The 21,008-nt window shown below is 44.3% G+C and carries 20 protein-coding genes; 3 read left to right on the forward strand and 17 right to left on the reverse strand.

Annotation, left to right across the window (positions count from 1 at the left end; genetic code table 11):
• Positions 1-363 precede the first annotated feature (363 nt).
• The 9 genes from AC1DLM_RS18850 to AC1DLM_RS18890 form a co-directional block, all read right to left on the reverse strand.
• Positions 364-1,902, reverse strand: coding sequence for an extracellular solute-binding protein (locus tag AC1DLM_RS18850; protein ID WP_441987189.1), 1,539 nt, complete (start codon positions 1,900-1,902; stop codon positions 364-366).
• 74 nt (positions 1,903-1,976) lie between these two features.
• A complete protein-coding gene (locus tag AC1DLM_RS18855; RefSeq protein WP_441987190.1) occupies positions 1,977-2,858 on the reverse strand; it encodes a carbohydrate ABC transporter permease in 882 nt (293 codons plus the stop codon).
• 11 nt (positions 2,859-2,869) lie between these two features.
• The gene (locus AC1DLM_RS18860) at positions 2,870-3,835 is read right to left on the reverse strand and encodes an ABC transporter permease (RefSeq protein WP_441987191.1); all 966 of its coding nucleotides are present in this window, start codon (positions 3,833-3,835) and stop codon (positions 2,870-2,872) included.
• Positions 3,836-3,926: 91 nt separating this feature from the next.
• The gene (locus AC1DLM_RS18865; protein WP_477570828.1) at positions 3,927-5,717 is read right to left on the reverse strand and encodes a sensor histidine kinase; all 1,791 of its coding nucleotides are present in this window, start codon (positions 5,715-5,717) and stop codon (positions 3,927-3,929) included.
• A 49-nt stretch (positions 5,718-5,766) separates the two neighbouring features.
• Positions 5,767-7,383, reverse strand: a complete 1,617-nt coding sequence (locus tag AC1DLM_RS18870) for a response regulator (RefSeq protein WP_441987193.1) — start codon at positions 7,381-7,383, stop codon at positions 5,767-5,769.
• 235 nt (positions 7,384-7,618) lie between these two features.
• The gene (locus AC1DLM_RS18875) at positions 7,619-8,602 is read right to left on the reverse strand and encodes a zinc-dependent alcohol dehydrogenase family protein (protein WP_441987194.1); all 984 of its coding nucleotides are present in this window, start codon (positions 8,600-8,602) and stop codon (positions 7,619-7,621) included.
• A 13-nt stretch (positions 8,603-8,615) separates the two neighbouring features.
• The gene (locus AC1DLM_RS18880) at positions 8,616-8,963 is read right to left on the reverse strand and encodes a VOC family protein (protein WP_441987195.1); all 348 of its coding nucleotides are present in this window, start codon (positions 8,961-8,963) and stop codon (positions 8,616-8,618) included.
• Between the two features lie 111 nt (positions 8,964-9,074).
• A complete protein-coding gene (locus AC1DLM_RS18885) occupies positions 9,075-9,518 on the reverse strand; it encodes an NUDIX hydrolase (protein WP_477570829.1) in 444 nt (147 codons plus the stop codon).
• 94 nt (positions 9,519-9,612) lie between these two features.
• A complete protein-coding gene (locus AC1DLM_RS18890) occupies positions 9,613-9,843 on the reverse strand; it encodes a hypothetical protein (protein ID WP_441987197.1) in 231 nt (76 codons plus the stop codon).
• Between the two features lie 238 nt (positions 9,844-10,081).
• Between AC1DLM_RS18890 and AC1DLM_RS18895 the strand changes: the two genes are divergently transcribed.
• A complete protein-coding gene (locus tag AC1DLM_RS18895) occupies positions 10,082-10,324 on the forward strand; it encodes a hypothetical protein (protein ID WP_441987198.1) in 243 nt (80 codons plus the stop codon).
• Between the two features lie 610 nt (positions 10,325-10,934).
• Here AC1DLM_RS18895 and AC1DLM_RS18900 read toward each other — a convergent pair.
• From AC1DLM_RS18900 to AC1DLM_RS18920, 5 genes are all read right to left on the reverse strand, one after another.
• Complete coding sequence (locus AC1DLM_RS18900) at positions 10,935-11,735, reverse strand: sporulation protein (RefSeq protein WP_441987199.1); 801 nt, start codon at positions 11,733-11,735, stop codon at positions 10,935-10,937.
• A gap of 2 nt (positions 11,736-11,737) precedes the next feature.
• Positions 11,738-12,139 (reverse strand): VOC family protein, encoded by a 402-nt coding sequence (locus tag AC1DLM_RS18905; RefSeq protein ID WP_477570830.1) that lies wholly within the window; start codon positions 12,137-12,139, stop codon positions 11,738-11,740.
• A gap of 265 nt (positions 12,140-12,404) precedes the next feature.
• Entirely contained in the window at positions 12,405-13,205 is an 801-nt protein-coding gene (locus tag AC1DLM_RS18910; RefSeq protein WP_477570831.1) for a class I SAM-dependent methyltransferase, read from the reverse strand.
• A gap of 130 nt (positions 13,206-13,335) precedes the next feature.
• Positions 13,336-13,602: a CD3324 family protein gene (locus AC1DLM_RS18915; protein ID WP_441987202.1), complete on the reverse strand. Its 267-nt coding sequence runs from the start codon at positions 13,600-13,602 to the stop codon at positions 13,336-13,338.
• Between the two features lie 231 nt (positions 13,603-13,833).
• Positions 13,834-14,718: a LysR family transcriptional regulator gene (locus AC1DLM_RS18920; protein ID WP_477570832.1), complete on the reverse strand. Its 885-nt coding sequence runs from the start codon at positions 14,716-14,718 to the stop codon at positions 13,834-13,836.
• A 116-nt stretch (positions 14,719-14,834) separates the two neighbouring features.
• Between AC1DLM_RS18920 and AC1DLM_RS18925 the strand changes: the two genes are divergently transcribed.
• Both AC1DLM_RS18925 and AC1DLM_RS18930 read left to right on the forward strand, forming a co-directional pair.
• Positions 14,835-16,229, forward strand: a complete 1,395-nt coding sequence (locus tag AC1DLM_RS18925; protein WP_477570833.1) for an MFS transporter — start codon at positions 14,835-14,837, stop codon at positions 16,227-16,229.
• Between the two features lie 82 nt (positions 16,230-16,311).
• A complete protein-coding gene (locus tag AC1DLM_RS18930) occupies positions 16,312-17,184 on the forward strand; it encodes an AraC family transcriptional regulator (protein WP_477570834.1) in 873 nt (290 codons plus the stop codon).
• 116 nt (positions 17,185-17,300) lie between these two features.
• Here the strand turns inward: AC1DLM_RS18930 and AC1DLM_RS18935 are convergent, their stop codons facing one another.
• From AC1DLM_RS18935 to AC1DLM_RS18945, 3 genes are all read right to left on the reverse strand, one after another.
• Entirely contained in the window at positions 17,301-18,467 is a 1,167-nt protein-coding gene (locus AC1DLM_RS18935) for a Gfo/Idh/MocA family protein (RefSeq protein ID WP_477570835.1), read from the reverse strand.
• Between the two features lie 42 nt (positions 18,468-18,509).
• Positions 18,510-19,601, reverse strand: a complete 1,092-nt coding sequence (locus AC1DLM_RS18940) for a Gfo/Idh/MocA family protein (protein WP_477570836.1) — start codon at positions 19,599-19,601, stop codon at positions 18,510-18,512.
• Between the two features lie 78 nt (positions 19,602-19,679).
• Positions 19,680-20,708 (reverse strand): LacI family DNA-binding transcriptional regulator, encoded by a 1,029-nt coding sequence (locus tag AC1DLM_RS18945; RefSeq protein ID WP_477570837.1) that lies wholly within the window; start codon positions 20,706-20,708, stop codon positions 19,680-19,682.
• Between the last annotated feature and the right edge of the window lie 300 nt (positions 20,709-21,008).

A 21,008-nucleotide genomic window follows, 5' to 3' on the forward strand; every position in this document is an offset into this window, starting at 1 on the left:
ATGAAGAATTTCAGGGTGAAAGTAAACTTTCTTTTCAGGAATGATTCGGTTTTTTGGTAATGGCATAGAGCAAGACCTCCGTCAAATTAGCTATTAACTAATTCGACAGAGGATTTGGAATTACCTGTTAGTCAATTGGTCAGTCGTAGAAAAAAAAAAAAAAAAAAATAGCATCATAAAACCGTGCAATTTCCACCTCTTCGATAATTCCAAAGAAATCATCCCAATTCCCTCCCATAATGGATATCATCTTGCTCGACTTACAGCATTCATCCCCCCTTTACTTACTCATACTTTCATAAAGGCACAGCGAATGCGGCAGCCTGCACCGCCTAAGCGTCATCTGCAGACTGCCGCACTGCCTTATTTACGAGTGGTCGCGTACCAGGTGTTGATTTCGTCGTAACTCGTTTGGCCGCCGGCTTTTTTGAATTTTTCTGTGAAGGCGTCGAATCCTGTAAGCTGCTCGCCGCCGACAATGATTTTGACGGCATAATCATTAACCATCTGATTCAGCTGCGCATTTTCCTTGGAGTAATTCGGGAAGTACGGCGCTAAACCGAGCGGATTCTGCTTGAATACTTCTGGCTTTTGCAGCTTGTTCAAGAATTCCCAGCCCTTGTAGAGCCTGTCATCTTTACGGACGCGTGCCTGCCAGTAGATCGGATATTTGGTTTCATCGATGCCTGTCAAATAGTTGCTGGCAGAGCCGCGCTCGTCATTGAAAATCGGCAAAATCGGATAATAATTTCCGTCTTTCACTGTATGGTGCGTGCCCTCTACACCGATCGCCATGTTTTTGAATGTGTTCGGTTCCAGCTTGGCGTCCATCCATTTGATCGCATCTTCCGGATGCTTGGAAGCTTTGGGAATAAAGGTCAGCCTATCAAATCCCGAAGACTGTGCCAAACCTGCCTTGCCGTCTTTGCCCGTCAGCGCAGGAATGTACGCATAGGTGGCGCTTGGGAAATTTTTCTTCAGCGCATCGTCAATCGACGGTATGTCGGCCCAATGCAACACGATGGCGCCTGCCTTACCATTTGTAAACTTCTCTTTCACCGTTGCGTCCTTGTTGATCGCAAACTCTGGATCAAGCAGCCCTTGCTTATAAAGATCGGTCATATAAGTCAAATATTCCTTAAAAGCAGGATTCATCGCGCGAGGAACCAACTTGCCATTCACATCGTTCCAATCGTTCACCATGCCGAAAGCGCCGACTAGGTTGTCGACCAATGGATTGTCGCCTTTAATAGCCATCGGAATATTTTTGGCTCCGTTACCACCAGGATCCTTCTCCTTGAACGCCTTGAGTACAACCAACAGCTCGTCAAGCGTTGTTGGGACTTTCAGACCCAGCTTATCCAACCAATCCTTGCGGATCATCAGACTGGTGCCGACTGATTCGAGGGTTCGCGTCGGAATGGCATAGATTTTACCGTCGACTTTGGCCATTTCCAGTGTCTCTTTGGACAACGATGCTTTGATGTTTTTACCGTATTTCTCAATAAGCGGAGTTAGATCGACCAGTGCGCCTTTTTTGGCATAGTCGGCATAGATCGCTTTGGAACTGCTGTCCCCAGCTGTCGAGACGATATCATAAGGCTCCGAGGAAGCAATCAGCAGATTGAGTTTGTCCTCCGGTTTATCGACCGGAAGTGCTTCGTAATTGACTTTGTACCCGGTCTTCTCTTCCAGCATCATGGCGATTGGGTCTTTAGCGAAGTTAGGGCCCAATCGCATAAGCGCTTTCAGTTCAGGCTTGGGGCCGGCAGTCGCTGGCTGTGTAGACGGGGCCGGGGTTGGTGAGCTGCCCTTCTCTCCTTCGCTACTTGCGCCACAAGCGGTAAGCAGCATCAGGCTGACTGCGACAGGGAGCGCAGCCCATTTCATCGTTTTCTTCATTTTTTAAACCCTCCTATATATGTTGTGAAATTTATCATTAAGCAGCGGTGGATTCCGCCGGCGTTAATGCAGCATTAGCCTTTGACGGAACCAATCAATACACCCTTAATAAAATACTTCTGAAGGAACGGATATACGAGAAGGATAGGCACGGTAGATGCGACTACGGTAGCGGCACGGATACTTTCCGGTGACATATTCATCAGATCGTCTGCCGACTTGTTGAGCGCATTCGCCGTATCGTTCTCCATCACGATATCGCGCAGATGAAGTTGAAGCGTTTTCAATAATGGATCGCTAATGTAAAGCATCGGACTGAAGTAATCGTTCCAAAAGCCGACAGCATAGAACAAGGCGATCGCAGCGAGAACAGGCATACTGAGCGGTAGAATGATGCGGAACAAAATCGTATGCGTTTTGGCTCCATCCATCCGAGCCGATTCTTCAAGTGCTTCGGGAAGAACTTCATAATAGCTCTTGATGACCAGCATATTGAAAACACTGATCATGGCAGGCAAAATGAGCGACCATAAATTGTTTAGCAAATGCAGCTCACGAATTAACAGGTAATTCGGAATAAGTCCTCCGTTAAATAGCATGGTGAAAACGAACAATACCATGATTCCCGAGATACCGGGCAAATGCCGCTTAGATAGCGGATAAGCTGTAATGGCGGTCACCAATATGCTCAATAGTGTCCCAACTACAGTCACGATAACCGAGATGACGAATGCTCGGCCAAATGCGTAGGAGGTGGCGACTTTTACGAGAGTATCAAGTTGAAAGCCTACCGGGAGCAGATTCACTCGTCCCGATACAAGCGCCCAGTCCGAACTGACGGATTTGGAGAACACGTGGATCATCGGCAATAAGGTAATCAGGCCTAACACGATCATGAAGCCGTAGACGAAACTATCTAATACCCAGTCGCTGTATGTTCTTTTACGGATTTGCATGCCAGGCCTCCTTACCATATTCCGCGGTTCAGCGTTTTTTTGCTGAGCCAATTGCCGGAGATGATGAGAATAAAGCCGACGACCGAATTGAAAAGKCCGACTGCCGTACTGAAGCTGTAATCCATCTTTCCGAGACCCATTCGGTAAACAAAAGTACCGATAACATCGCCGGATGCGTAGACGGTAGGGTTATACATCGTTAGGATCTGTTCTGAACCTGCATCCAGCACCATACCAAGGCGCAGAATGAGCATCAGGATAATCGTCGGCACAATGCCGGGAAGCGAAATATGCCACATCTGCTGCAGTCGATTCGCTCCGTCGATAGAAGCCGCCTCGTACTGCTCCTGCTCGACACTCGCTAAGGCAGCGATGAAGATGATCGCGTTCCAGCCGATCTCCTTCCAGCCTGCCGTGAACACGACGACACTTCTAAATACGTGGTTGTCCATAAAAAATCGTATGGATTCGCCGCCGAACCATTGGATGACGGTATTGACAAGTCCGTCAGAAGGGGACAATATCGTCATGAACAAGCCAGAGATAATGACCCAGGACAAGAAGTGAGGCATGTAGATAATCGTCTGGATGGTCCGTTTGAACGCTGGGAACCTAATTTCGTTCAGCAGCAGAGCGATCAGGATGGGTATCGGGAACAGCAACACAATCTTGTAAATACTGATGAGCAATGTATTCGTGAACACTTGCATAAATTCTGCCGATTGCATGAGCTTTCGGAACTGCTCCAATCCGACCCATTGGCTTCCTCTGATCCCGTCAAAAATGTTGAAGTCCTGAAAAGCGATTAAGACTCCGTACATCGGTGTGTATTTGAACAATAGCAGTAGAAGCAGCCCAGGCACCAGCAGTACATAAGTATCAAGGTTCCGCCATACCCTACGCCATCTGCCTTCACGCTTGCGAGAAAACTTGGTCTCCCCTGCCTTTCCATTCAAATGTGTGATGATTTCGCTCATATTGTGGTTGCACCTCCTGCACTTATGGCTTTATTGTACCTACAGGAGAGTGCGTCATATAGAKGGTAATCCGACACTTTCTAGTCATATCCTACTTAGTTTGTTCCTCTTGCATTGCCTTGAGACGAACGATCACAACAGTACCTTCGCCTAGACGGGAACGGACCGTCAGTCCATAATCGGAACCAGCCATAAGCTTGATTCTCTCGTTCACATTGTATAGACCATACGAGCTGCCGTTTCCTTCAGCATGCAGCAAAGGGCGCGAAGTAGACAACAGACTGGAAGCTAGCTGCTCGTCCATGCCAATCCCATTATCTTTGATGGTAATCTCAAGCACATCTCCGCACCGCTTCGCGTGAATGTTAATGATTCCGATTTTGCCTTTATTCTTGCGTATGCCGTGCAGCAGCGCATTCTCAACGATGGGTTGCAGCGTCAGCTTCGGAATGACGCACCGACTCGCCTCTGGATCCGCTTCAATGACGAACTCAAATGTGGAAGGGAAGCGGTTCTGTTGAATCTCCAAATAGACTCTCGAGAGCTCGAGCTCATCCACTACGCACACATGATCCTTCCCTTTATTCAGACTAAGCCGGAAATAATCAGACAGACTCTCAATCAGATGGCTGATATCATCGGCTTCGCGAGAGATCGCCAACCAATTAATGGTATCCAGCGTATTATAGAGAAAATGGGGATTGATCTGAGCTTGCAGCGCACGAAGTTCAGCCTCTCGCTCCAGCATTTTCGAACGGTAGGCCTCCTCCATCAAATCCTTCACGCGATGCACCAAATGATCGACAACTCGCTCAAGCAACCGAAAGTCGCCTCCCGGCTCCTCCAGCCCTTCAACACCTTCCGTGCGGATCGTCTTGACGACCGATTTGATTCGCCGGTTCATCCCGTTAATAACGAATGCCAATAACATGAACACGAGAATCAAAAACATGATCGTCATGCCAACGACCGTCGCTATGCCAGACCACTGACTTAACGTGGTTGTGCGATGCGTCAGGCCGGTCTTGGGCACCTCCAGCACGAGACGCCAATCCGCAGCTCGGATGGGTGCACGCACTTCAAACACCTCTACACCGTTATCAGACCGTTTGATGATTCCTTCATCAGATTCTCTCTCGGGGGCAGTCTTAGTGCCGATTACCGATTGCTCCGCGCTGTAAATGATAGTCCCACTGCGATCCACGATATATACACGACTTTGAGCTGGAAAATTAAGCTCGGAAATAATTTCAGTAAGCATTTTCTCGGGAACGTCAAGCATAAGCACACCAAGACTCTGTGAAAAATTTCGCGGATGTCTCAGTAATCGAGCACAAGAAAGAATCCTTGCAGGTCCCGAATCCAGATAGTTTTCTTCGTAGATGCCCGTCCACACGATACTGCCGCCAGCGTTCATGACCTCATTGTTCCATGGGCGAACTTTCAAGCTATCTAGCGGAAAAAGATTCAACAAATCGAATCCGTATAAATTCCCCGGATCGGTAAAAACACGCGCCCTGACAATGTCTGGTGCCGTTTGAACCGATTCGAGCAAATTGCGCAGCTCCTTTGACTGAGCGATACGCTCGATAATCGGAGAAGCGGGATCCAAATTTTCATACAGTTTATTGTTCATAAATATAGAATTGGATGAATTCTGCACATAGTTGAGCCGCGAGCTTAAATTAATACCTGCCTGTTTCAACGTCTGCTGCATGGTCTGGGTCACCTCCTCCTGCAAAATCCGGGAAGACTGTTCATAATACACGAACAACATCATACATACTGGCAGGAAAATCATCAGACCGTAGGCGAGCATCCACCTCCTGGCCGCCACAACGCCTTCCCACAAATTAGAGGGACGGATCCTTCTTTTTTGCAAAACCCCTCTCACTGGATCAACTCCTTATGAATGCTAAACACTTCTTCTCCTATTGTTGGTCCCGATAAGCGCTTGGCGTAAGTCCGGTCATCTTCTTGAACAGCTTGCTGAAATAGCTCGGATCCGTATAGCCGACTAGCTCGCACACTTCGTAGAACTTGATGCGAGGATCTACCAGCAATTCCTTCGCTTTCGCAATACGGACTTTCATCAAATATTCGTAAATCGTCTCGCCAGTCTCCTGCTTGAACAATAAGCTGACGTAAGTTTGACTGAGATAAACGTAAGCGGCGATCTCCGCGATGGCCAAGTTCTTAGCGTAATTCTCGGAAATAAACTTCTGAATCTGTTCGATTACATTACTCGATCGTCCGCTCCGCTTCTCCTGAATCCAGCAGCATATGCTAAATAGGTAATCGCTTACAAAGGTTTTTAACTCGGCCATCGTTTCCAACTTCAGGAGTCGATCAAGCGCCCAAGCTTCCTCCTCTTCTTTCTCACGGGTAAGCAAATTAAGGTCAAGCAGCAACCTGCCGGCGAGAGCGATCATTTGCAGTCCTACCTGCCTGCCGTACTTAAAGCCGTCCTTGCGAATTTGCGCCAGCGGCTCGAGAATGCTTTCCATTTCCAACTCCAATTGTTGCTTTTCCCCGGATTTCAGCACGGATACCAGTCGCTCACTCTGACTGCTATCGAACCGAATCGGACAGGCAGCTCCAACTTCTAAACTGTCCATCGTGATCACTTGATTCTTGCCCATGTACCACTTTTGGTCTGCCGCATCCCGTGCATGCCGAAAAGACGCTGGAAGCATCCGGATAGTATCGGCACGTTCGCCTACTCCAATCGTAACGCTGATATTCAGCCAGCGCTTCAGATTGTCGCGAATCTCCTCTGCCAGCAAAAGCAGCGTTGCTTCCGGGTCTTTCATCGGATCATCAAGCACTAACAGTCCAACGAATTCAGTAGCTCTGTTCTCAAATGCATACCCATGCAGGTACTGATCAATCAGTTCTTGAACGACGTTCAAGAGTGAGTACGACAACAACTGCTTGTCCCTCTCCGAACGACTACCTAGAACCTCCCTTGCATCGTCAATGGTTATAACGAGTACGAGATATGGCGTTTCAAACGGCAGTTCCAGATTGAGAAATGCAGCTCTTTCCCGCAGCACTTCTGGCTTTGCGTCCCCGTCTTGGATCAATGCCATTAGAAATTTCTCCCTAAGCAGTGGCATACTCTGGGTCAATTTGACCTCCATGTCTTTGAGGCGTTGCCGCTCCTTCTCTTCCGAACGCAAGTCTTGCACGACACCTTCAATAACCTTTTGGAGCTCAGTTCGTTTGACTGGTTTAAAAATATAATCGGCAGCATGAACCTGCAAGGCCGAACGCAAAAGGTTGGCTTCATTGTGACCACTTATAAATACGATTTTCGTCTCAGGGAGCCGCTCTCGAATCTCCCTCGACATTTGGATCCCGTCCATGACCGGCATCATCACATCGGTCAGTACGATATCGGGTTTTACTCGCTCGATCAGCTCCAGCCCCGTATCTCCATCGTCCGCTGTTCCGGCAAGAACAATCCCATAGTCGCTCCACTGGACGAATTTACTGAGCCCTCCTCGGACAGCAGGTTCATCGTCGACAATGACCAGTTTATACATAATTTCAGTCTCCTTATCCGAAATTGGCAGAACGATATTGAATAAAAATTACCTTCTATTATAAGAGTTTTTCGCTAAATACTGCAGGGGGAATCCTACTATTTCTAGTCTGATGTGACTGAATTTACGATCTTTTTTTGCAGGTCAGCCCGTTTACATGGAAAAGGCAGCTGATCGTCAACGACCAGCTACCTCAGTGTCTGTATTTAACAATCGTACATCGTATGAGGATCTATCATGTAAGTAGCACTTTCCCCTGTCGGCCCGATAGTTCGGCTATCTGCACCGCTTTTGTAATTTCGATTAACTTGTACCTCGCTTCAGCCTTTCCTAAGATGAGCTGCTTTTGACGAAGCAATGCAAAAATCTGTAGAAAGGAATTTTGCCAATCATCGACTGAGATACCTTGTAGCCATTGTCGCAAATGAAAAATTTTCGATTGAATATCAAGTTCAATTGCGATTCGCTTCCAATCCACTTGCTGCCCTGATAGCAATCCAATGGATATAAAGAAACCACCTCGTCGCACAGCAAGTGCTAGTTCGTATCCTTCTTTTCCACCGATAGAATCAATCGCAGCATGAACACCTTGCCCACTCGTTACGTCCATCACCGTTTTATAGACATCGCTCTGTGAACAGTTAATCACATGCCATGCACCTAATTGCAACAACTCTTCTGTATACGCTGAACTTCGCACTACGGCTATAAGCCTATATCCAAATACAACTGATAATTGAGCAAAAATACGGCCGATGGCAGAATTACACGCATTAACTAATAGAAAAGAATTGTTGGAGCGTTTAAAAAGCTCCTTACAAATAATCCACGCCGTGAGAGGATTGATATAGGATCGAGCAGCCTCATCGTCAGAGATGAAATTTGGCACTTCAATAGACAACGAAGAAGATGTTTTTACATATTGCTGCCAAGTCCCCTCTCCTCGAAGAGGTAATACACGCTTGCCAAGCATGGATTTTGACACGCTACTACCAATATCGATCACAGATCCTACGCCCTCATAGCCAGGAATACATGGCAACGAGATGCGGTGTCTATAAGCACCGCGGATCGGAATCAAGTCAGAGGGATTTATCGGACGAACAATCATTTCCACCAAAATCTCATCAGGCATTAGTGGCGTAACTTCTCGCTGTTTTACTTCTAAGACGTCTTGTGGTTCACCGAATTCATGGAAACAAATTGTTTGTCCATACATATGATTTGTCCCTTTATTTCTCCCAAAGTTCGATCAATCGTCCATCTGGATCTTCGATCCAAACAAACTTTCCATAATCACTACTCTCTTTTTTCTTGGCAAGAGGTACACCAATTTGCTCAAGATGTATAATCATCTCGTCTAGATTATCTACTTGGAAATTTATCATCACTTGTTGATCTAATGGAAAATAACTGTCATCCTCGGCAAAGAAAGAGAAGATAGTCTCATTTCCTAATTGAGGTTTTATCATAGTCCCATTCCAATTTTCTATTTCAAGCTTCAACACTTCGCTGTACCATTTTTTTATAATTTCAAGATTCTTTGTTCTCCAAAATATTCCTCCGAAACCTTTAATCATCGTACCTAACTCCTGTCTGTCATCAATTTTTTTAACTATTACGATTACATTAGATATTCGAGATTTGAATTCAACTTCCTTTTTCGACTATACTGCCCGTTGAGAAGGTTCTCAAACCAATTGTGACGGCAGCCTTAGCAAATCTGTTAATCCATTTGGATATAGTATCTTATCCCCTGAAACTAATTCTTCTTTCGAAACCCATTTTGCATAAGTAACCTTGTCCCCTTCAACTACAGTAAAATGTTCTTTCTCATATAAGCTCTTATCTTTAAAATCAACTACGTATATCTGAGTTATCTCGTGTCCTATATGATCATCTATTCTGAAGATATTTTCTAAACAGGTGATGTATCGTACTATAATTACTTCAACACMCATCTCTTCATTAAATTCTCTTAATAACGCTTCATCTGATCGTTCTCCAAGTTCTATTGTTCCACCAATTGGACGGTAGTAAAAACCTATTCCTTTGGAATGTCTTCCTTCTTTCTCCTCCAAAAGAATATAGTTATCTTTAATAAGTAAACCTAATGTATTAGCTCTTGGATGCATTGAAGTGCCCCCTCATTTGAAAATTTATTTCATCGATGATTTCATCAAAAAAAAGACCCTCAGCAACGGGCTGCGGATCATACTAGACTATCTCTTAAATCAGGCTCTTCATGCCCCGCAGCCACTCATAAAAACCATCATCAAAAAAGAGATCAGGGATGTACGTCTGCGTATAATTGCAATTAGGGCAAAGAAGAACCAACCCTTGTTCAAGAACCTTAGGGTATAATTTCTCGTGCTTACTGTTGTTACCGCAAGTGAGAGCGCGAACTCCATCTGCCTGCTGGTAATCCTTGATACGTTGCTTGATATCCTCTTCGTCCATTATTATCCCCTTCAATTTCAGCCCATCTATATGGGTATAATTATACACGATCTGCTCCATCACAACACCAAAATAATCTAAGCACAGCAAGGGTTAATCCGGTCTTCTCCTATGATCTCTTTCTCTTAAAAACTATTTTAAAAAAATCACTTATTTACTAGTAACTATGTACAAGCAATTGTTAAAATTTCCCTTATACTATATAGATTTGATATTCATATTTTAGGAGGTGTTTATTTTGTCAAAGCGTTCCTTAGTCGAAGGTGTATTGTCTCTACTTGATATCGAGGATATCGAGAAGCTCAAAGCAGAGTATTATAATGGTGATGAATCAAAATTATCATTTGATGAATCCCAGAATGAAGTAGAAAGAGTAGCAATGCTAGCGGAGTGGTTAGACAGCATCAATTGGAAATTTTTAGAGGAGTTTAAGATTGAAATCTATGACGGAACTAAATATAAAATCAAATTTTGCGACTAACTTGTACCTAAATGAAACATATTCACGTTATTAGTTACAGAGATGGCATAATTGTCGTCTCTTTTTGTTTTCCTACTCATATATCTCTAATCCGTTAACTAAGAAAAGGTAGCGTGCGATGACCGAACAGGACACTTCTCTTGCGCACAATATTTGTGCGCTAGCGTGCTATGACCGACCAAGATACTTCTCTTGCGCACAATATTTGTGCGCTAGCGTGCGACGAGCGACCGGGATACTTCTCTTGCGCACAATATTTATGCGCTAGCGTGCTATGACCGACCAAGATACTTCTCTTGCGCACAATATTTGTGCGCTAGCGTGCGATGATCAACCTGGATACTTCTCTTGCGCACAATATTTGAGCGCTAGCGTGCTATGACCGACCAAGATACTTCTCTTGCGCAATATTTATGCGCTAGCGTGCGATGATCAACCTGGATACTTCTCTAGCGCACAATATTTGTGCGCTAGCGTGCGACGAGCGACCGGGATACTTCTCTTGCGCAAAGTCTGCAAAATCGCCACCCTTATTTTAAGAAAAGGCAACCGATCCAATTGGGTCAGCCGCCTTCTTAACTTCATATGCACTTGTCGCCAGACAAGCTCGTTACACACCCAGCAAATTATTAAAAATGCCTCTGAACTGATTAGCCACTGCTGAAGTGCCTTCCTCCAGCTCATCGGCGCTGAAATAATAACGGTGATGGGACTCATCCATATCCATCATTTCTGCTAGGAGTCCGCTAAATCCACGCGCTTTGCGGTCAAATTCCATGAGGATTTTAACCCCATTTTCATCTGGGTAGAATACAAGCTCCAGCTCTTCAACAGAGCGGCTATATTCGCTATTTTTATAGGGGACAAATTCAAAATTCTGAATAAAGGGCAGGTAATAATTATGTTTAGGAAAATATTCGTTTTCTGCTTTATGTACATAAAAGCCCAATTCCTCCAACGCTTCGAAAATAGCAGATGTGTGCGGATGAGCCAATACTTCAATATTATCACGATCTGATGGATCAACCGCGTTGTCAATATCCATGCCTGTACGAATCCAGATCTTGCTTACACCAATAGAAATCGGTGTCTCATGCGGCAGCACGAATTGAAAAGGAATTTCGATCGATTCTCCCGGTTCAAAAACAAAACTCTCGCCCAACAGGATGTTGGCTATCACAACCGTTTCTGTCACCATACGATTCGGTTCGTTATCAATGGGTGAGGGCTTACGGTATTCGGTCATAATTTGAAAATAAATTTTGTCCACTTTCTGCTCTACACTGCCGCCTTTAGCGATAATAACGCCCTCTACCAGTTCACCTGGAATGAAAGCCTCCGTATGGAACTGTGTATCGATATCAATATTCCCGATCCCTACTTTAGCCATCATTTTCTTAAAAAAAGACATCGTTATTCCTCTCCTTTATTAAGTTTATTTCCCGATCCGAAACCGATTACATATCCATCTAAATCTTGAACCGAGAAATCTTTCMAAGTACCCCAATCATGTGCTGTTTCTTTAGGTTCTGAAACAATAATTGCCCCATTGGTTTTAAGCTCTATGAATAAAGCATCCAATTCATCATGATTTTTTATATAAGCATATGTATTCCAAGTACCTTTGTTAGGTCTAACGTCTTCTATATGGGTTGCTTGAATCAACTTAAATCCTAATCCAAAATTGTCTCGAATGGCCCAAAACTCGTTTACTTCGCATCCAAGGGCATCTTCATAATACTTTTTAGACTTTTCATAATTGGATACCAACAAGACTGTAAGAGAACTTTCAATCTTCGTTTTGATAACTTCCACATGATCACTCCCTTGGTTATTGGGAAATTCCCCCATATAAACAATAACGAATGTACGTTCGTTTGTAAAGAGTATCCACTAAAGTTTAAATCACTTTACTTTGATTTCTTTTTTCTAAAAAGCTTAATAAGTAAAGTCAAAATTGCGACCATGAATGCTACTGATATCAGTTGGGTAATTGCCGTACTCATTTCAAAATGCAATGCAATCCCTCATTTCAAAAATAACTTCAACTATTAATATCGTATATCTCCCACTGAACCTATTATTTCGTAGCATGGACCGATAACCATTGTGGAAGACCAGCCAATGTATTGGATTGCCAATTCGATAACTCTTCAAGCTCTTGCTGCGTTAATGCATCTACATCTTCTTTGGAGTCGTCAACCCAAAATGAACCATCTTCGGCATACATTTCTTCCATATGTTTGATGCTTAACCCTGATGACAACATAGCATTCAAAATGTCTTGTATACGCCATTTATATGTTGGAATTTCTCCGAATGGTCCTGTCACATCGTACGGTTTTACAGCTTTTATTTCCTTTGCAGCTCGTATACCAAAAKGACGTAAGAATGGGTGAATATCAAACATAATATAGGAACCACTGGGTTTAAGTATCCTATGTATATTATTGTACATGGCCGCTAAATCGTTGATCCAAACATGGACACCATTTGACGTATATACAAAATCATATTCATTACTATTTATTTTGCTTAAGCTCATTGTATCTTCACAAATAAATTCAATATCCCAACCATGTTCACTGGCTATATGGAAACTGTTTTCCAATTGCTTTTCAGAAATATCACATGAAGTTACTCTTGCCCCCAACAAATGAAAAGCAAATACTGCATGGTTGTCACCACTTGAAGGAACACATATGCGTTTATTTTGTAAATTTGGGAATGCTTTTTTGATCATCGAAAACGTTGTATGATGAAATACTGATTCAGGAGCCTTAATTATTTGTGAAATAGCACCATTACCTCTATATCTTTGATACCATGTTTCAGACCATTCGTTCCAACTATCTTTAATTATCGCAGTGTCTTTATTCATTCGGTTCCCCCCTCTCTAATTAAACTAAGTATATCAAGGTAGGTGGTTATATAGTGTGTACAAATCAATTAGAAATCAACTATTACATAAAAAGTCACACCAGAATAACCCGATGTGACCCTTCGGATCTTTATTTTTTCGAATAAATGATCTTTTTTATACTATAGCTAGAAAGACAGAAAAGATCAGAAAGTTGATCAATAGAAACACCAGTTGCATATTTTTCGCGAATCTCTTTATTCCGATCGTTCAAATATTTTCTGCTCCCTGAGCTTTCGCCCCACTTCTTATGCAATCCTTTGGGGTTTGGGATATAGATGATTCCACCATGTGTATACTTCTGTATTTCTTCAATTAATTCTTGTGGAAAAATGGATTCTGCATTTACATACTTCATTGTAGCTCTGCCCCTTAAAAAGTATTGTGTGTTTTAAGGAAGCAAAGTCCATTCTATTAAACAATCATCATATTCGTGCCTAGATGAACGGCGGCAAATCATTTTGCTCCATACAAACAACCGCCGTTGTTTATAGATCAGACTTTGCACGGAGCCAAACTTGATCGTTTACATTGTGTATGAAACAAATACTTTCCATAGTTCCCCCTTCTTTCGCCTTCCACCATAAAATCAAGCATTCCCAGACATCTCCTGAAAATAAGCGACCACAACTTCACGAAATTCCTGTGCAGCCCGGGAAATGTATCGACTTTTGTGCCATAATAAAGCAATTTCCCGCACCAATTCATGATCTTCGATGTGTAGGTAGGTAATCTGTTCACGTGAGTTCTTTGCTGAGCTTGGTAGGAAAGCTATACCGATCTCAGCTTCCACAAGTGAGCTTAATCTGGCAGGTTCATTCCCCTCATACACATACTTCGGTTCAAATCCAACCGAATTACATATGGAATCTACTAAATCGCGGGTACCGTAGCCTTTCTTTACACCGACAAACGATTCATTCTTTAGCTCGCTTAAGGAAACACTGTTTCTGGTTGCCAATCGATGCCCAAATGGAACTGCTAAGAGGATTGGGTCCATGCAGACGATTTGACATTCGATGTCCTCCCCTTGAACCGGGGGTGAGGACAAGCAAAAATCAACCTCACCGCGATGAAGAAGCGTCACCATTTCCTGCGTGGACAGCATTTGTACATGAAATTGGAGATGGGGCCGCTTTTTCCTGAACGCTCGAAGGATATTGGGCAAGGTGCTTGCGGCAGTAACCGCCAATTCGAGAGCGCCATGTTCTGGACTTGATAAATCACTTAACTCCTGCTTCCCCTGATCCAATTCAAATAAAGCTCGTTCAGCACGCTGTAGGAATCTGCTTCCGAACTCATTCAACCGCAGCTTCCTCCCGATTCGATCGAATAGCGGAACGCCTAGGTCCTCTTCCAAACGTTGAATCGTTTTACTCAGAGACGATTGCGTAACATGTAAGCTCTGCGCGGCCTCGGTCATATGTTCCAATCGAGCCACCGTGATGAAATAGTGCAATTGAAGTAGTTCCATTGTTCACCGCCGCCTCCGACTCATTCCTTCTAATCAATGAAATCATAACATAAAAGTCATTGGAATAAATAATGAATTTCAAGTACGATGACATCAGTAAACAGGGGGTGTCAGACATGAATAATCGCAGCAAATGGTTGTTGATTTCAGTTGGATTGGGGGTGCTGTTGAACCCATTAAATTCTTCGATGATTGCTGTTGCTATCGCAAGGCTGCAAAATGTGTACCGTCTTGAATTTACAGAGGTATCCTGGATCATATTTGTATTTTACTTGGCGAGTGCTGTCGCGCAGCCTGTCATGGGGAAGGCCAGTGATTTATTCGGTCGCAAGAAGATATTTCTTGCCGGGCTAGTTATAGCCTTCATTGCTTCCTTATTAGCTCCGCTATCGCCCTACTTCGGGTTGCTCCTTGTGTTTCGCATCATACAAGCGATAGGAACAAGCATGATGGTTGCGRTTGGCATGGCCATTGTGCGGATTCATATAACGGAGAAACAAGCGACTGCTCTATCCGTCATGTCCATATTCCTATCTGGAGCTGCAGCAATTGGCCCTTTCATAGGCGGGATCCTGATTCACTGGTGGGACTGGCAGGCCATCTTCCTCGTCAATATTCCGTTCGTCGTGGCGAGCTATCTACTCGCGTGGAGGTTCATTCCCAATGACCAACAGGCAACATCTCTTACTCACAAACTATCTTTTCGAAAATGGTTGGCTTTGATCGATGCGCCTGGGATTCTGCTGTTCACAGTGAGTTTGCTTGGACTGCTTGTAGGATTGCTGTCAGCCAAATCAGTTGGACACATCTCCATAAAGCATGTCATCGTCGGTCTAATTGGCCTCGTTTCACTGGGGTTTTTCGTACGGCATGAGTTAAGAACGACAGCTCCCTTTATTCCTTTGCGCACATTCGCCAAATATCCGGCAATGACTAGGGTCAATATCGAATACATGCTCGTTAACGTACTCTTCTACTCACTCTTCTTCGGGCTTCCGTCCTATTTGCAAATGGTACGCCATGTCAGTGAGTTCCATACCGGGCTGCTCATGCTTAGCTTAGGTTTATGCTCTCTCGTCGTATCTCCCCTCGCAGGTCGATGGATTGATAAATCTGGCCCTCGACCAGCCTTGCTGCTATCCGCGATCCTGATGACACTTGGATCCATATGGATCGTGACATGGCAACCAACTTCTCCGATGATCAGTGTATGTTTGGCTTTAGCCGCATTCGGGATTAGTAATGGCTTGAATAATGTTGGGATGCAAGCCGCTTTGTTTCAAAGCTCACCGAAAGATATCATTGGAGTAGCCTCCGGATTGTTCAATACATCCAGATATCTGGGTACCATTCTCTCTTCGTTATTAATCAGCATCGTAATGGGAGATACGTTCAGCGCGGGTGGTTTGCGAATACTCGGGATCATTCTCACAGTGATTGCCATGTACTTGATCGTTATGAATCGAAAACGCTTCGCATCCAAGCCATTGGAAGCAACTATGAATTCGTAGGCATTGCCGCAATGTTATTGGTTGATAACGACATCTACTAGGTATATGATGACATTATCCTAAACTAAGTAAGGGAGTTCCTATGCGTAGACCTGATATGCACGTTGAGAAAGGCGAAGAGTTTTTTGAAAATGGATTTGCAATATTCGTCAATAAAGTTTACGAACATTTCGATCTTCCTGAACATTTGCATGATTTTTATGAAATCAGCTATGTGTGGGAAGGGAGTGGCTTTCACTACATCGGAGATCAAACCATCCGCGTCAGCAAAGGCGATTTATTTTTCATTCCAATTGGCATCTCCCATATTTTCCGTCCCTCCTCTCCTCATCCGAATAAACCGCTGCGAATAGGCAACTGCATCTTCGACGCATCGCTATTTCATTTTCTTACCTCCATTCTGCCAGAGCAGTACCATATGTACAGGTTCAATGATCTGGTTGCGCATGGCGGTCAATGGCTGCAAATGAGAGAACAATCGGGAGAGTTCGAACAACTGATGTCATCTCTATTCATTGAATTCCAACAGAAGCGGACTGGCTACGAAACCATGATGTGCGGACTACTCCTCCAGCTGCTCATCGTCATGGAACGCGCCATAGATCACAATGAAGCTTTATCCTCTCCCAATCAAGACAGAATGGAAGCTGTCCTGCGGTCGATTCGAAACAGATTAGCTGACAAGATTACCTTAGCTAGCCTAGCCAAAGAGGTGGGAATTGGTGCAAGACAATTACAACGCATTGTTAGCGAACATACCGGTGCGTCCTTTTCGGAGCTGCTCTCCCATGAGCGAATCAACCAAAGCTGCCGTCTGTTGGCTGATCCTTCCAATCGTGACCTATCCATTGCAGATATCGCCGCAGCCGTTGGGGTTCAGGATCCGAAAAGGTTCTATCGATTATTTAAAGAGAAAACAGGTGTAACACCGGCTACGTATCGCATTAGGAATTGAATGGGACGAACTCGCTTGGACGTATTGGCACTCTAGACCGGCTAGGAGACAAACGGATGTTGCTCCGATTGCTACGATTTACCGTCAGGCTGCACGAAACGTTACATCCCCTTATGTCATCCCATAGTCATCTTTACTTTCACCCATTGCTCCTTCGTATAACTATCCAATATGGCTTCCGTAATCAACATCGAGCGGTGCCCATCCTCAAAAGTCGCAAAGTTAGCCTGCTCTGTTAGTGGGTCTTTCCCTTCCCTAAGGAAAGAATAGAAGTGTAGCATCATATGCTTGATCGTGTCTGGCCAGCCTTCGTTATGGCCCCCAGGATGATGGATCGTTGAACGTGCTTCTTGTAAAAAGAGGGCTGGGTCTGCCAATAGCACTTCATTCGCTTGGTCTCGATGGCCGATCCATAACTTTTCGGCTTCTTCTTGGTTCCAACATGCAGACTTTTTGCTGCCATTAAGTTCAAAACTAAGCTTATTCTTTCTTCCCGCACTCACTTGTGAAACGGAAAAGACTCCTTTGGCGCCATCATCAAAGCGAAGTAGTACAGATGCATAGTCTTCCGTTACAATCACGACATCCTCGTAGTCGAGCGCTACGCCCCCTTGAGAATATGTCGTTACTTGGTGAATCGGTTTTTTCCTGATCGGAATAACCGTTGCCAAATCGGCAAATACTTCAACCACTTTTTTACCTGTGACGTATTGAATGGTATCGCACCAGTGAGAGCCAATATCTGCAATAGCTCTAGATGCACCGCCAATTTCCGGAGCAAGTCGCCAATTATAGTCCGTTTCATAGAGCAACCAGTCCTGTAGATAACTGCCATGTATAAGATGAATATGCCCMAGATCATCCCTTTGAATCATAGAGGCAAGCTGCCGGAGAATTGGGAATTGTCTATAATTGAAATTGACGCCATGAACAATACCCTTGGATTTCGCTAGAGCCACTAGCTCTGCAGACTCTACACTTGAGATCGCCAGGGGCTTCTCAGACAAAATATGTTTGCCAGCTAAGATCGCCTCCTTATTAATTTGAAAATGAAGATAATTAGGCGTGCAGTTGTGGACAACMTCAATGTCCGGATCCTGTAGCAGTTCTCGATAATCTCCATATGCTTTTGGAATGCCTAACCGATAAGCTTTCTTCTCGGCTGAAGCGAGATTAGATTCCGCGATAGCCACAACTTCTACGAATCCCAGCCTTCTTATCGCTTCGATATGAGCAGGTCCGATAAATCCTGTTCCAATAATGCCTACAGTAATTTTACGCATATGTACCTCCTTTCAGCAGGTAACACCTCAAAATCTAAACGTTTAGATTTCATTGCGTGATAGCGCATCCAGAATCATTTTGAAAATGATAAGATCTTGCTTAGAGTCTTCTGGGGTCGTCTTCGGTGTTAAGTCCTGCGTGATGACGTCGTACAGGTATTGCAGCTCTAAGGTATACGAGTCTGTCCAAGTAGGACGAATCACAGATTCTATATAGGCTTCGCCAACCGTTTCATGCACATGGAGCTTCGTCGGAAGATGGCGAATATACGGTGTATCGTATTGAACACGGACTGATTTATGCGTCGCATACACTTCCAAGTGAGCATCGAAGCGTCCCTGAGCGTCGGTCCCCGTTTCGAACGTTACTGCAAATTGATCATAATCGAAGATTGCCGTCAAAAATAAACTGCCATTGTTCGTTACTTTTGCACCAACGATCCTCCTCGGCATACCAAGCGCTTCACGCATAGCGGAAAGATCATGGCTAGATAAGCCGCACAGTAGACGATATAACTGACCATTAGGCGAGTCCGCGTCTACCCCCGTCGCTTCTTTCACTAATTTTTCACTTCTATGACGCTTATCCGCCTTCAACGCTTCCGGAATATCATCAAAGGAAACGACATGACTGGTTGGCTTAACAAATAGGCGATTCGGTCCAATGATATCCCTTACTCTTGCATATTGGATATGCTCAAAGCCACCAATTTGCTTTACCGCTTCCACGAAAGAAGCCGCGTATCTGCGCATATAGCCAACCATGATTTTCACCCCATTGCGTTGTTGGGCTTCAATAATGGCGTCAGCTTCGCTCTCCGTCAAACACATCGGCTTCTCGATCAACACATGCTTCTTATGATTCGCTGCTGCAATCGCACATTCCGCATGGTATTCATCACTATTCAACACGAAAACGATATCCAGATCCGGTTGCTTGACTAGCTCGGCAGCATCTGTGTATAGGTGTTCCACGTTATATTTGTCACCTAAATGCGCTACTAGCTTTGGCGAAATATCGCATAAAGCTGCGATGCGGAACTGCTTAGGAAGCGTTTCTAGTACGGGTAAATGAATCACTTGCGCGACTTCTCCAAGACCGATAATGCCAACATTTAATGTTTTCATAGTCATAGATAACTCTCCTTAGGGATGATGGGATTTTCAACGATCAAATCTAAACGTTTAGATTTTAAATTGAAAGCGATACAATTAGGTCTTGTATCCGCCTTTTGGGGAGATGGAGCTTTCGCGAACGACCACTGTCATCGGGAATCTAATTTTTCTTACCATGGATTGTCCGTCGGGCTGTTCAATTTGTTCAATGAGTGCCGCAACCACTGAGCCTGCCATCTCACCAATCGGTTGCTTGACTGTCGTTATAGATGGACTATAGAGCGCAGCCATAGCAATATCATCAAATCCTGCGACAGCAACGTCTTGCGGAACGCGAAGTCCTGACTCCTGCAACGCTTTGATCGCACCAATGGCAATTAGATCATTCGCACMGAATAAAGCCGTGAATTCGCACTTCTCCGCAACGAGCTGCTTCATTGTATGATAGCCATACTGACTGAAATTGTGTACATCCTCGGATTTGCCGTTTCTTACAAGTGTTTCATCGACTGGTATTTCTGCGATAGCTAACGCATTCCGATAGCCCAGCTCGCGACCAATTCCGGTAGATATAGAACCGATGTAGGCAATTTTCGTGTGGCCTTGTTGAATAAGATGTTCAACTACCTCTCTGGAGCTGTTCAAATTATCTCCCCACACGGAGGTGACCTCCTTATGGATCTGACCAATCGAAACAAGCGGAATCCTACGCTCCATAAACATCTGAATATAATGATCATCAGGAACACTGGCGATTCGCCCACTTAGAATAACCCCATCCACGTTTCTTTCCAACAGCGAGTTGATCGTAAGCTCTGCCGACTTCATCCCGGCCGTGCAAATCATTAACGTATATCCCCGAAGAATAAGTTCTTCTTGAATTTGTTCAGCAAGCTCAGCCCAATACTCGTTCGTAAGAAGCGGTACGATTAAGCCGACCGTCTTTGTCTTCTTCTTGATCATCGTTCGTGCTGCTTGGTCTGGGACATAATTCAATTTCTGAATAGCTAGCAGAACGCGTTCTTTCGTATTCTTCTTCACCTTGTCGATCCCATTGACGACGAAAGAAACCGTGGCAGTAGATACCTTCGCCTCTCTGGCTACATCCTTGATGGTAGCTTTCATTCACTCACACCCCAACAAATTCTAAACGTTTAGATTATGGTCGCACATTCTTCGTTTGAAGTCAATGATGAGTTTGGGAGCTAAGACAACTATCGTTTGCACCACCTGCTCTCGCGGTGAAAACCAGACTAACAATCGCTCGATTGTCTGAATCGTATTCCCAAGTGGTCAAAGATGCTAAAGTACACTTATTTTCATAGAAAAAGGCTCTATCGGATGAATGCATGCAAATAGGCCAACCTTTTAGATGGAAAAGTGCCAATTTGATACATGTCTGCAGAAATTGTTGCACTTTCACAA

The organism is Paenibacillus sp. 01T442 (assembly GCF_056398345.1).

Excerpts from the sequence above, each read along its gene's own strand:
- AC1DLM_RS18850 (WP_441987189.1), bottom strand. The coding sequence starts at position 1,902 with ATGAAGAAAACGATGAAATGGGCTGCGCTCCCTGTCGCAGTCAGCCTG.
- AC1DLM_RS18855 (WP_441987190.1), bottom strand. The coding sequence starts at position 2,858 with ATGCAAATCCGTAAAAGAACATACAGCGACTGGGTATTAGATAGTTTC.
- AC1DLM_RS18870 (WP_441987193.1), bottom strand. The coding sequence starts at position 7,383 with ATGTATAAACTGGTCATTGTCGACGATGAACCTGCTGTCCGAGGAGGG.
- AC1DLM_RS18875 (WP_441987194.1), bottom strand. The coding sequence starts at position 8,602 with ATGTATGGACAAACAATTTGTTTCCATGAATTCGGTGAACCACAAGAC.
- AC1DLM_RS18880 (WP_441987195.1), bottom strand. The coding sequence starts at position 8,963 with ATGATTAAAGGTTTCGGAGGAATATTTTGGAGAACAAAGAATCTTGAA.
- AC1DLM_RS18890 (WP_441987197.1), bottom strand. The coding sequence starts at position 9,843 with ATGGACGAAGAGGATATCAAGCAACGTATCAAGGATTACCAGCAGGCA.
- AC1DLM_RS18900 (WP_441987199.1), bottom strand. The coding sequence starts at position 11,735 with ATGTCTTTTTTTAAGAAAATGATGGCTAAAGTAGGGATCGGGAATATT.
- AC1DLM_RS18915 (WP_441987202.1), bottom strand. The coding sequence starts at position 13,602 with ATGAAGTATGTAAATGCAGAATCCATTTTTCCACAAGAATTAATTGAA.
- AC1DLM_RS18920 (WP_477570832.1), bottom strand. The coding sequence starts at position 14,718 with ATGGAACTACTTCAATTGCACTATTTCATCACGGTGGCTCGATTGGAA.
- AC1DLM_RS18930 (WP_477570834.1), top strand. The coding sequence starts at position 16,312 with ATGCGTAGACCTGATATGCACGTTGAGAAAGGCGAAGAGTTTTTTGAA.
- AC1DLM_RS18940 (WP_477570836.1), bottom strand. The coding sequence starts at position 19,601 with ATGACTATGAAAACATTAAATGTTGGCATTATCGGTCTTGGAGAAGTC.